Genomic DNA, 12,289 nt, shown 5'->3' on the forward strand with positions numbered 1-12,289 from the left:
CCCCGGACAGTTTTTTTGTTGAGTTCTTTTCGTTTTTGGTAGATTTCTGCCACAGTAAAGCCATTTTCTCCCTCTGCCTTGTCCACATGGAATCCCTTGGGGATTTCAAGTGATTCTGTCTTCTTGGTCAAAGATGATGGCATGGCGGCGTGTGGATTGGTAGAGGCTTTAGAATGGTTATTGGTGTGGGCGCCAACTATCCCTGTGGCAAAAATGATCCTTTCAAAGGTACGGTTGAGTGTCCTGCTTGTAAAGTTTCTTAGTTCCATATCTGGAAGAACTTTTACTATAGAATCTTTTTCAACCTTTGATTCAGGGATTGCAACCCAAATTTTTTCGTTTCCAGTATTGAGATTAAGGTATGTATATCCTGGGACATTTAAGACTTCTAATACCTTTCCCTCGATTACCTTTGAGTGAAGTTTGGCCGGTGGAACAGCGTTGTTGTTAGAGGCCACCTTTTTGGGTTCATGAGAGTTGTTCCCCTTACAACCTGAATATGAGAATAATAATATTAAGCTCAATAAAATAGTAAAATATCGCATTTTGTTACCTCTCTTTTTTAGTGTTTTTAACAGATAAGGCTGGGTCTTATCAAGAGGGAAAACGTAATGGTTGGGAACTATGTGAGGAACTTGACAAATTTCTTGAGCTAATTAGTCTTCTTTACGTGTCGTCGTTCTTCCATATATGTTGGCGCCCACAGAGGGGAAGGTCTCATATGATCGGTCGCTCGACGAACAGGGAGTACGTCCATCGATCTTTCCACCTCGTAATAGGGGCGAGTTTTGACCGCTTACATATTTGGGAGTACGGAAAGTATGCATTGAAGTACTCTTTGAAGGCTTATCCTATTGGCTTTTTCAAGACTCCACGGTCTCGGAGGCATTGGTCATGATCCAACTTGAAAATATCTCTATGAATTATGGCAGCTTTCAGGCAGTAAAAAATTGCAGTTTTAATGTTGAAAAGGGGCGTATTGTAGGACTTCTTGGTCCAAATGGCGCTGGCAAGACAACTTTGATGAAGATCCTTGCCACGCAGATCGTGCCCACAAGTGGCAGGGCAATGGTTGCAGGTTTTGATTGTGAAAAAAATCCCAAAGAGGTGAGGGCAAATATCGGATATCTCCCTGAAAGGGCTCCACTCTACGATGACATGGAGGTCAGAGAATATCTTGATTTCGTGGCGAGGGGCAGAGGCCTCAAGAATAGTCTTCTAAAAGATCGTCTTGAATGGGTGAAGGATCGTTGTGCCCTAAAAAAGAAGTGGTGTACGCCCATTGGAGAACTATCCAAGGGATATCGCCAGAGGGTAGGGCTGGCCCAAGCCCTGATTCACGATCCTCCAGTTCTAATTCTTGATGAACCTACTAGCGGACTTGACCCATTACAGATCATAGAAATCAGAGACCTCATTAAAGATCTAGCAAAGGAGAAGGCTATACTCTATAGCTCTCACATCATTCAAGAGATCGTAGCCCTGAGTGATAGAGTAGTGATAATTAGTGAGGGCAGTATTAAGGCAGATGGTCCAATACAAGAGTTGGCCCCTGATTTTCCAATTCAAGAATTATCGAGGGCGCAGGCAGACCTCGAAAAGGTATTTACCACCCTTATTCACCATAGCTAGATCCTGCATGAAAATGCGAAAAATTTTGTCACTTTTAGTGATCGCAGGATTTTAGACCATAATCCTTAGGGCCATAAGAGTGTGGACCTTTGCAGTATACAGGACCAAGCTGGAAGGAGGTATTTATGAGCCAGTGGTTGAACGTAGCCAAAAGGGAACTGAGGAGCTACTTTAATTCTCCTATCGCATACTGCTTTATAGTAGTCTTTTTATTGGTCACCTGTGGCCTATTCATGACCACCTTTTTCCTGTCAGGTGTCGCCACTATGAGGCCTTTTTTTTCCTCCCTGCCCTTGATTTTGATTGTATTCGTTCCAGCTATAACAATGAGACTTTGGGCAGAGGAAAGAAAGAACGGTACGCTTTCCCTACTTTTCAGTCTACCCACAAATAGCATTTCGCTGGTCTTGGGAAAGTTTTTAGCCTCATTTGCCTTTGGAATTCTAGCCCTTTTGAGTACCCTCGTTATTCCAATTATGTTGATTGTCCTAGGCGATCCAGACCCAGGACCAATTTTTGGAGGCTATCTTGGGAGCATTCTTTTGCTCGCATTTCTCCTATCTCTTGGGATGGCCGTATCTGCCTTTTTCAAAGACCAGATAGTTGCCTTCATCATATCCCTTGTAGTGGGATTTAGTTGTTTTCTTGCGGGTCTTGAATTCATCAGCGCATTTATTGATGGTTGGATTCCCGGGCTGGGAACTTTTCTAAGGGAGACAATTGGTATCTCTAGCCATTTTAATTCATTTTCCAAGGGAATAATTGATATAGGCGACTGTCTTTATTTCATTGTCTTTTCCGTCATATTTCTCCTTATCAACGTATTCACCCTAGAGGGTTATCTTAGGATGCGTACCACCAAGGGGTTTGCCTTTGGCTGCATCCTCCTTATTGGTATTGGGATCTTTTTAAACGGCATTTTTAGGGATATGCACCTTGGCAGAATGGACTTGACAGAGGACAAAATTTTTACAGTCTCCCCTGCAACCAAAAGGGTCTTTGAAAGACTAAAAGTGCCAATTCGCGTTACCTACTATGTATCGCCAAAAGATAAACTTCCAACTCCCATGAAAGATATGCCAAGGGATGTTGGAGACATCCTTGAGGAATTAAAAAGGCTTTCCCCAAAGTTTTCATACAAGATTGTGAATCCAGAAGACATACCTGATGAAATCGAGGACATACACAAAAAGGGGATTCTACCCTTTAGTGCCCAGACCATTGAGCATGACGCCCTCAATATAAAACGGATATATTCGGCAATATCAGTCGCTTATCTCGATAAGAAAGAAGAGATAATACCACAAGTTGTTCCGGATTCTCTAGGAAGCCTTGAATATGACCTCGTTAGCAGGATCTATAGGCTTACCTTGACCTCAAAACCAAAGATCGTCCTCATAACTCCAAATTCTTCTATGGATCCAAAGCTCGCCGAAATGCTGAGGCAGGCAGGACGCCCACCGCAGGAAATGGATAGATTTCAGCGCATCGTGGAAATACTTGAGTCTCAGGGCTACGAAGTTGTTAAGCAAAAGATTACAAAGGATACTCCTATCCCAGACGATGCTAGGCTAGTTATGATTATCGCCCCTGAGAAAATGAGTGATAGAGCGCGTTTTGAGATCTACAGATTTCTGAGGTCTGGTAAGCCTGTATTTATCGCTGGTCAGAGCTATACCTATTCCTATAGTGAAGGACCAAATGGGCCAGAGCTCCATGCACAAAAGTCCCTTCAAGAGACCAATGATTTGATCAGTCCATTTGGTCTCAAAATAGGTGAAAAGATGTTTTTTGACACCAGACATGTCACTCTCCATGTGACTAGTCAACGTCAAATAGGCATGTTTACGGCGTTAGTTCAGACTCCAGTAAACTATCCAGTCCAGATACAGGTCTTGCCAGATCAGATGAATAAAGATCTTTCCATTACAAATTCGATTGCTGGCCTCTTGTATCTCTGGGGGAGCCCTGTTTCAGTAGATGACGATCTTCTAAAAAAATATGGTGTTACGAAAACCGTCCTTTTTGAATCGAGTCCAGGTGCATGGGAAAGGGATTTTCATTTTGGACCATTGACTCAAAGGGATCTGAGTCCACCAAATACAAGGCAGTTGAAGTCATATCCCTTGGCAGTGCTCCTTGAAGGGAAATTCCCTGACCCATTTGAAGGCAAGAAGGTACCCAAATGGGCATCTGACAAGACCGATAATGAAACTGAGACTGAAAAAGACCCTAATCGCAACCAGCAAGTTACCTCTAAACCATCGAGGCTTCTGGTAGTTGGATGTTCTGAGATGTTTTCAGATACAGCCATCATGGCCATGGGGAATCCTGTATTTTTGTTGAATAGTGTTGATGCCCTAAGTCTTGGTGAAGAGCTGATTCACATTAGGAATAAGACCCAAGTGCAGCGTTTCATAAGGCCAGTGAGCACAAAAGAAAAGCTCATGTGGCGTTTATTCACTGTATTTTTCATGCCAGTACTTTGGATTTTATACGGTATATTCAGGGCCATAAGTAGAAAGAAAAATAGATTGCTTTGTGAAGGGAGGTAGTAAATGAAGCAGAGCCATGTTGTCATCCTCAGTGTGGTGTTCATATTGGTTATTGGACTTTATTTCATTCAAAAAAGGCCCCATCATGTGGAACCAAATGAATTGTTCGAGGAAGTCATCCCTGAATTTGATATTGATTCCATAGATAGTATTAAGGTTTGGACCCCAAAAGACAAATCAGGACATCCCTTCCATATTGTAAAAAAAGATCATTCCTATTGGATAGAAGTTTATGAAGATGGCACCTCTTTTCTAGCCCCCTGTCAGGAAAGCAGGGTCAAAAGACTCCTTGAATCACTCAGAGGTCTCAGGGGGGAGGAAAGGGCAAAGGGTGAAGATCACTTTGATACCTTTTTGATTGGAGACAAAAATGCCCTTCATTTGGAGCTAAAGAGTGGAGATCGAGTCATTTGCCACATATTGGTAGGTAAGAGAGGTGAGGCATGGGGTACATCCTTTGTTAGAAAAGTGGATGATGATAGTGTCCTAATAGTCAGGAAAAACATGCTGAGTCTTGTGGAGATCTGGCAGGAAAGGGCTGCACAAAATCCAAGTCCAACATCATGGATTGATCTGGGTGTGATAAAAGACGATTCAAGTGAGGTTGAAGGGGTTTCTTACTCTACTTCTGATGAAGTGTGGAGTCTGACGTCTAGTGGCAATGAAACGAGTGAGAAGGGAAAATGGCTTCTGGTACAAGATGGGGCTCAAATATCCATTGATGAGGATAAGGCAAAGGAATTCTTAAGGTCTATCTTTCCACTCTATGCTAAGAGCGTAAGAGATCCTTCCAAGATTAAAGACTTTGGACTCAGCAGCGGAGAAAACTTTGGCAGATTCACCATACATTATAGGACAAAGGGCCTAAAAATTATACACATCGGTAAGATTGATAAAGAAAAGAAGGTTGGATGGATACGAGACAATAGAGGGGTAATTTTTGAGGTATCCAGTGATCTCATCCATAAGATTCAAACAGGACCAGTCTTAGAAAAAAAGGAGGAGGCATCCCATAGCCAAGAGCAAAACTAGGACTATTTTTAGATAGATTGCATAAGGTATTGCCCTGTATGCCTTCATGCCTAAAAAAACACCGGAAAGTATAAAGGGGGCGTTTAGGAGAAAAAGAAAATAGGTGGTTTTATTCGATATACCAGTAAATAGATGACCCGTTGAAATGAATATTCCCGTGAAGAGAAAGAAGGCAGAAAGCGTCCCCTTTATTTCGTCTTTTTTCCAACCACTCAAGGTCACGTAGATAATGGTCGGGGGGCCTCCTGCACTGAAACTTGCCCCAATTATGCCTGTGAGAAAGCCTGCAACTATTCCCCAAATACGTGACAGACGCTTGTTTAGAGTCCTTTTTTTGGATAAGGAATAAATGGAATACGAAATGATGATTGCACCTAGTATGCGTTTTATGAGTATCTCATCCGCATACCTCAAGAAGCTTACTCCTAAAAAGATCCCAGGTATGGATCCTATGATCAGTGGCAATATGTTTTCAGACTTTACGTCTGATCTATGCCTAATAGTCAGTATGGTCGTAATAAGTAATCCGTTTAAAATTGATAGGCTCACTGCGAGTTTTGCAGGAAGTATTTGAATAAAAAAGGGCATGGCCACCAGGGCAGAGCCGAAACCAGTAAGTCCCTGCGTTAATCCTGCAAAGAATGATATGGGAAGCGTAACCAGATAATTTAGTTCTTCTATCATTCGAGCTATTCCCTAATGAGACAATTCTAGAGAACAGAAAATTTTCCCATCATTTTTTAATATGGCAAATATTATCCTAAATAGTGTGGCCATCTTCAATGGGCTTTTATCCATTGGTCTCTGGGCCAAAGGCCTTTTCTCCCATCCATGCCTTTATGCCGCCTGATAAGCTGTAGACTTTTTTAAATCCAAGAGAGGAAAATATCTGGGCACCTGCCCTACTTCTTGCCCCTGAGTTTCAGTAGACTATCGTGGTCTTAGACGGATCCAATGCCTTTGCCTTTTGAGATAGTTCTGAAAGGGGCATGAGATATGCTCTGGGAATATGGCCTTTTTCATACTCTTTGGGCTGACGAACATCAACAATTTGGATCTCATTGGGATCTGCCTTTGAAATGAGTTCCATGGCCTCTTGGCTGGAGATAGTCTTTACTGAGGAAAAGAGCTTCTTTAAAAAAAACATTCAGATTACCCCCTTTATATTGCAAGGCTGAGCGGTTTTAACACGCAATATTGTGAAGATAAATCAGGAATTTCAAATTACAATCCACGCCAAAATTCCTTAAGTACTGATTTTGTAGAATCAATTAATATCATTATGGAATGAAAGTGGAAAAAATTTTATTTATTATGGGATACTTTTTAAAAGATTACTCCTTGGCTGCACTAGTTCGCAACAAGCACTTGTTATAGTGAGCCTGGCTTACACCCTGTATCATTTGCCTTATAGGATATAGGAATTCATAATTTGTGATTAAAGGAGTTAGCTTTGGAAAAGTTTTCTGATACCTATTTAAGAGATTTCCAATTGAATATCCTTCAGCCACGGGAAGGATACAGATTTTCTGTGGACTCCATTTTGCTAACAAACTTTGTGCGCGCACCCAAAGAGGGCAGACTATTGGATATAGGTACAGGTTGTGGTGTTATTGCCCTTTGTCTTGCAAGGCTTTATCCTAATCTCAAGATCGTTGGTATAGAGATCCAAAGACAGTTATATGAAATTGCCAGGGAAAATGTAAAACGCAATGATCTTTCCCACCAGGTGGAAATAATCCATGGGGATATAACCAAGGCCAGGGAGATATTTGAGGCAGGGAGCTTTCAAGTGATTGTTACAAATCCCCCTTATAGGGATCCCCTAACAGGAAGGCTATGCCCAATAGCCCAAGAGGCCCTGTCTCGCCATGAGATATTGTTGGACCTTAATTCACTGGTCAAGGCCATCAGATACCTATTGTGTCCTGGTGGCCATATCTTCATGATATATCCAGCTGATAGAGCGGGCATCTTACTTCATGAACTAGTAGAAGCCAGACTTGAGCCCAAGCGAATTAGAAATGTACACCCAGGTCCCAATGATGAGGCCCGTATGTTTCTGGTTGATGCAATTAAGGATGCAAGGAAGGGTGGGCTCAGGGTGCTGCCTCCACTATTTATTTAGCACACTATTCAGGCTGACTCGCCAATTTTAGGATTTAGGTATTTAAACATATGAATAAAAAATTGGTCAAATTTCCATGGATTGCCATTCTTGGGCCGACGGCCGTAGGAAAAACGGACTTTAGTCTCAACCTGGCCGATGAAATTAGAGGAGAAATTATAAATTTTGATTCAGTTCAAATCTATAAGTACCTGGACATAGGATCAGCCAAGCCTACGATTGAAGAGCGAAAAAGGGTACCCCATCATTTGATAGACATATTATATCCCGATGATCCCTTTGACGCAGCAGACTTTATCGAAGCCGCTCTCAAGATATCAAAAAAACTTGAGACCCATGGAAAGGTCCCAATATTTGTTGGTGGAACTGGATTTTATTTGAGGGCCCTTGTTGAGGGCCTAACCCCCCTTCCTAAAGGAAATCCTCCTCTGAGAAACTGGCTGCGAAGTTTGGAGAGCAGGTTTGGTAGAGGCTTTCTTTTTAGATGTCTAAGTCAGTTTGATCCAGATACCGCTAAAAGGCTAGCCAAAAACGATTATTTTAGAATTATACGTGCCCTTGAGGTGTTTATTCTCACGGGACAACCCTTTTCAAAAATCTGCCGGGAAAATAGACCGTTTCCTAGAAGGTTCGATTGTCTTGTTAAAATAGGTCTTATTCGCCCAAGAGATGAGCTCTACAACAGAATAGAACAACGGGTTGAACAGATGTTTGAAATGGGATTTTTAGAGGAAGTAAAAGCCATTCTTGAAATGGGATATAGTCCTAATCTTAAGCCTCTGCAATCCCTTGGATATAGGCAGGTAATCGACTACATCTTGGGTAAGAAATCCTTGGAAAGGGCCATTTATGAGATCAAAAGGGATACGAGGCATTATGCCAAGAGACAACTGACATGGTTTAGAAGGGACTCACAAATAAAGTGGTTTCATCCAGATGCCTTTTTGGGTAGAGCTGATCTTTGGCGGTTTATCAATGGATGATACACCCAAAGGCCCAAAGCCCTCGTAGGGGCTGAGGGGGGTTGCATGGATGCTGTGTAGGTTGGCCAAGGGGAAATTGGCAGATAAGACAAAGCCATCAGATAGCCATACATATAGAAAATGGGACAAACTGGGAATGGTCCCATTTAGAACACTACATTTGGTATAGCAAAATGAGGGGCACACCTTAGGTGTGCCCCTGTTTGAGGATGAGGGAGGGAGTAATTTACTGAATAGAGGAAGCTATGGGATTGGCTTCGTAGTTATCGCAGAGTCCGTCGCCATCGATGTCGACGAAGTTTCTCATGCCAAAGGCCCTATAGAAGCCAATGGTTTGAAATTCATCGTGGATTGAGTCACCGTTTTGGTCAACAAAAGGTCCGATTCCGAGCTGTTCAAAGTAAGGGGTGTTCTGGGCGTAGTCGCAGATTCCGTCACCGTTTTCATCCACAAAGTTCAATCCCATTGTCATCTGTCTGAATCTTTCAGGATTAACAAATAGGTCATCATCTGTATTTACCTGGAACATTGCATAATGCTGTGGACCGAATTCTCTTCTAAGGTTTTGAGTGGCATTTGTTGCAAATGGATTGGCTTCATAGTTGTCGCAGAGTCCGTCGCCATCGATATCGACGAAATTTCTCATGCCAACGGCCCTATAGAAGCCGATGGTTTGAAATTCATCGTGGATAGAGTCACCGTTTTGGTCGACAAAAGGTCCGATTCCGAGCTGTTCAAAGTAAGGGGTGTTCTGGGCATAGTCAATGATTCCGTCACCGTTTTCATCCACAAAATGCATACCACCAGCCATCTGTGAAAAGGTACGAGGATTGATGAAGAGATCATTGCTGATGTCTACTGAAACATCAGGATACACTTGGGGGCCCATGACATTACGCATGTTGTAAGCATGCCCCATGCCAGTGGCAATTTGACCTGTTCCACTGCTCATTGGTCCTGTGGCAAAGGCGTTTGAGAAGATCATTAAGGAAAAAATGGCTGTTAAAAGTGTTAATTGTTTCATCTCTGAAACCTCCTTTATTTTGTTTTTTGTCTATATTTAAATCCAAGGAATGTGCCAACTGTAATTTGTTAGTAATAACAATAAGTTATTAGTTGTGAATGGTGGCATCCAGTCGACGAAATCAGTATTTGCTCGACAAATTTGTCGATGCCATAGGGTTTACGGTACGTAGTTCCATGCTTACTCTATAACTGTTAATGAGTTCTTTTTCCTTTTCCTTTGCTGGCGTGTCGCTCTTCATCTTAAAGGAGGTGGAAAAAAATGTCTCAGACTCATAGGGGTAAAAATGGACCAGATTTATAATGATGCCTTGGATCTTCACAGGAAACTGAGGGGAAAAATTGAGGTAAGAGCAAAGGCCGAGATTAAAAATTTACGTGATTTGAGCCTTCTCTACTCTCCTGGTGTAGCTGCACCATGCAGGGCTATTAAAAGGGATTTGGAAGAAGTCTGGAACTATACGATAAAGGCAAATACAGTAGGTATCGTAACTGATGGTTCTGCCGTACTTGGATTAGGAGATATTGGTCCAGAGGCTTCTCTCCCTGTGATGGAGGGAAAGGCCATGCTTTTTAAAAGATTTGCCAATATAGACGCCTTTCCAATTTGCTTGGCCACGAAAGATCCGGAAGAGATCGTAGAGACTGTCAGAAGGATTTGCCCTGTTTTTGGAGGCATCAACCTTGAGGATATAGCTGCTCCACGTTGTTTTTTAGTAGAAGAGGCCCTGCAAGACCTTGGCATCCCTGTATTTCATGACGATCAACATGGAACTGCCATAGTGGTCCTTGCGGCCCTCATGAACGCTGTAAAATGTCTTGGAAAGAGCCTTGAAGACCTAAAAGTCGTAATCTGCGGTGCTGGAGCCGCAGGTATTGCAATTGCAAGATTGTTGAGGTGTGTGGGCCATGAAGGTACATCGTGTATTACGGTCAAAGAAGTAATATGTGTAGATAGTAAGGGCATTATTCATAGGGACAGAGAAGATTTGAATAGGCCCAAGGAGGAGATCTTGATGTACACAAATCCCCGTAATATTAAAGGTGGATTAGAAGAGGCCCTGAGTGGAGCAGACTGTTTTATTGGGGTGAGCAAAGGAAATATTCTGGATAAGAGTCTGATATCCAAGATGAATCACGATCCAATTGTCTTTGCCCTGGCAAATCCTGATCCAGAGATCAACCCTAAAGATGCGCTTGAGGCTGGAGCAGCAATCGTTGCCACAGGAAGGAGTGATTTTCCCAATCAGGTCAATAATGTTTTGGGATTTCCAGGAATATTTAGAGGGGCATTAGATGCAAGGGCAAAGCGTATAACGAATGAGATGAAATTGGCAGCTTCAAAGGCGATTGCCGCATGCGTGGAAGATCCAACTCCAGATAGAATTATACCAAGTGTCCTAAATGAAGATATAGTAAAGATGGTATCAATTGCTGTTTTTCGTGCTGCTAACATGGGGGACCTGACAGAATAGGCCAACTGGTTGTCTCAAACATGCTAGACTGTTCCGCAGCTTAGCATTGCATCTGCCACCTTTAAAAATGCTCCGATATTGGCTCCTTTTTTATAGTTTACATAGCCATCATGTTCTCTTCCATATTTGACAATTGTCGCATGTATGTCTGCCATGATTTCTTTTAGTCTCAGGTCTAACTCCTCCTCTGTCCAGGAAAGTCTCATACTGTTTTGGGTCAACTCCAATCCTGAGACTGCCACACCTCCAGCATTTGCGGCCTTACCAGGTATGAAAACGCGTTTTGAGGCCATAATTGTGTGAACTGCCTCAGGCGTACACGGAATATTTGCGCCCTCTAGAAAGAATCTACAGCCATTCATTATTAAAGTCTTTGCATCAGAGTCACTAATTTCATTTTGAATGGCACATGGAAGGGCGATATCACAGGGTACAGCCCAAGGCTTTTTGCCGGAAAAGTATCTTAGACCTCTGTCTTTAGCGAACTGAGATATCCTTCCCCTCTTTTCAAACTTGAGTATCTTTAATTCCTCTACGTCCTTTTCTGCTAGGCCTTTTGGGGCATATACAAACCCTGAAGAATCAGAAACAGTGATTACATTTGCACCTTTGTTAACCAATTTTTCAATGGCATGTATTGCCACATTACCCGCCCCTGAAACAGCCACGGATTTTCCTTCAAGTCGTTGGTTTTGTTCTTTAAGTACAAATTCAAGCATATAGGCGCATCCGTATCCTGTGGCCTCTTTTCTAATGAGACTCCCTCCAAAAGACACTCCCTTTCCGGTGAGGGCACCTGAAAATTCGTTTTTTATCTTTTTATATTGACCGAACATGTAGCTTATTTCTCGCTCTCCTACCCCAATATCTCCTGCAGGAATATCAAGATTGGGGCCAATATAGCGACTGAGCTCAGTCATGTATTGCTGGCAAAATTTCATTATTTCACGGTCTGATTTCCCTTTTGGATTAAAGTTGGCACCTCCCTTTGCACCACCCATAGGTAGGCCAGTAAGGCTGTTTTTGAAGGTCTGCTCAAAGGCAAGGGCTTTAAGCACACTGAGTCTGAGAGGGGCTCTAAAACGTATCCCTCCTTTATAAGGACCAATGGCATTACTGTGCTGGATCCTGTAGCCTCTATTAGTGTGTATTACACCTTGATCATCCTCCCATGTCACCCTAAATATTATGATCCTGTCGGCCTCTGTGAGCCGCTCAAAAATGCGTTTTTCTCGGTAAATAGGGTTCTTGTCCATAAAAGGGATGATGTCTTGCGCCACTTCAAAGACTGCTTGGTGAAATTCCCTATCACCAGGGTGTCTTTCTTTGATGCCCTTAATGAATGTATGTAGCCCCTCGGACAGGCATACAGCAGCCATTTTATCTCCTTAGTGTTGGTCCCTAAAACCCTCACGTATAACAGTGAATTCGCCTGTTTCAGTATTTAGATCATAGATGTTG

At 42.5% G+C, this 12,289-nt stretch carries 9 protein-coding genes and 2 pseudogenes; 6 read left to right on the forward strand and 5 right to left on the reverse strand.

The window, feature by feature from the left end; translation table 11 throughout:
- Positions 1-545: pseudogene (locus tag DBT_RS05980) on the reverse strand (hypothetical protein); the annotation flags it as partial.
- 349 nt (positions 546-894) lie between these two features.
- Here DBT_RS05980 and DBT_RS05985 point away from each other — a divergent pair.
- From DBT_RS05985 to DBT_RS05995, 3 genes are all read left to right on the forward strand, one after another.
- Positions 895-1,632 (forward strand): ABC transporter ATP-binding protein, encoded by a 738-nt coding sequence (locus tag DBT_RS05985; RefSeq protein ID WP_067617799.1) that lies wholly within the window; start codon positions 895-897, stop codon positions 1,630-1,632.
- A gap of 125 nt (positions 1,633-1,757) precedes the next feature.
- Entirely contained in the window at positions 1,758-4,187 is a 2,430-nt protein-coding gene (locus DBT_RS05990; protein ID WP_067617802.1) for a Gldg family protein, read from the forward strand.
- Positions 4,188-4,190: 3 nt separating this feature from the next.
- Entirely contained in the window at positions 4,191-5,219 is a 1,029-nt protein-coding gene (locus tag DBT_RS05995; protein WP_067617805.1) for a DUF4340 domain-containing protein, read from the forward strand.
- Here DBT_RS05995 and DBT_RS06000 read toward each other — a convergent pair.
- Positions 5,175-5,903 (reverse strand): sulfite exporter TauE/SafE family protein, encoded by a 729-nt coding sequence (locus DBT_RS06000; protein ID WP_067617808.1) that lies wholly within the window; start codon positions 5,901-5,903, stop codon positions 5,175-5,177. The two genes, DBT_RS05995 and DBT_RS06000, sit on opposite strands and share 45 nt — an antisense overlap.
- Positions 5,904-6,102: 199 nt before the next feature.
- Positions 6,103-6,366, reverse strand: a pseudogene (locus DBT_RS06005) (rhodanese-like domain-containing protein); the annotation flags it as partial.
- A gap of 306 nt (positions 6,367-6,672) precedes the next feature.
- Between DBT_RS06005 and DBT_RS06010 the strand changes: the two are divergent.
- Together DBT_RS06010 and miaA are read left to right on the forward strand one after the other, a co-directional pair.
- Complete coding sequence (locus DBT_RS06010; RefSeq protein ID WP_083186668.1) at positions 6,673-7,347, forward strand: tRNA1(Val) (adenine(37)-N6)-methyltransferase; 675 nt, start codon at positions 6,673-6,675, stop codon at positions 7,345-7,347.
- A 50-nt stretch (positions 7,348-7,397) separates the two neighbouring features.
- Entirely contained in the window at positions 7,398-8,330 is a 933-nt protein-coding gene (miaA, locus tag DBT_RS06015) for a tRNA (adenosine(37)-N6)-dimethylallyltransferase MiaA (RefSeq protein WP_067617814.1), read from the forward strand.
- A gap of 226 nt (positions 8,331-8,556) precedes the next feature.
- On the opposite strand, the gene DBT_RS06020 is transcribed toward miaA, so the two are convergent.
- Entirely contained in the window at positions 8,557-9,354 is a 798-nt protein-coding gene (locus DBT_RS06020; RefSeq protein WP_067617817.1) for a hypothetical protein, read from the reverse strand.
- Between the two features lie 286 nt (positions 9,355-9,640).
- On the opposite strand from DBT_RS06020, the gene DBT_RS06025 reads away from it, so the two are divergent.
- The gene (locus DBT_RS06025; protein WP_067617819.1) at positions 9,641-10,828 is read left to right on the forward strand and encodes an NAD(P)-dependent malic enzyme; all 1,188 of its coding nucleotides are present in this window, start codon (positions 9,641-9,643) and stop codon (positions 10,826-10,828) included.
- 23 nt (positions 10,829-10,851) lie between these two features.
- On the opposite strand, the gene gdhA is transcribed toward DBT_RS06025, so the two are convergent.
- On the reverse strand, positions 10,852-12,207 hold the full coding sequence (gdhA, locus tag DBT_RS06030; RefSeq protein ID WP_067617821.1) for an NADP-specific glutamate dehydrogenase: 1,356 nt from the start codon (positions 12,205-12,207) through the stop codon (positions 10,852-10,854).
- Positions 12,208-12,289 lie beyond the last annotated feature (82 nt).

The organism is Dissulfuribacter thermophilus, assembly GCF_001687335.1.
Lineage (GTDB): Bacteria > Desulfobacterota > Dissulfuribacteria > Dissulfuribacterales > Dissulfuribacteraceae > Dissulfuribacter > Dissulfuribacter thermophilus.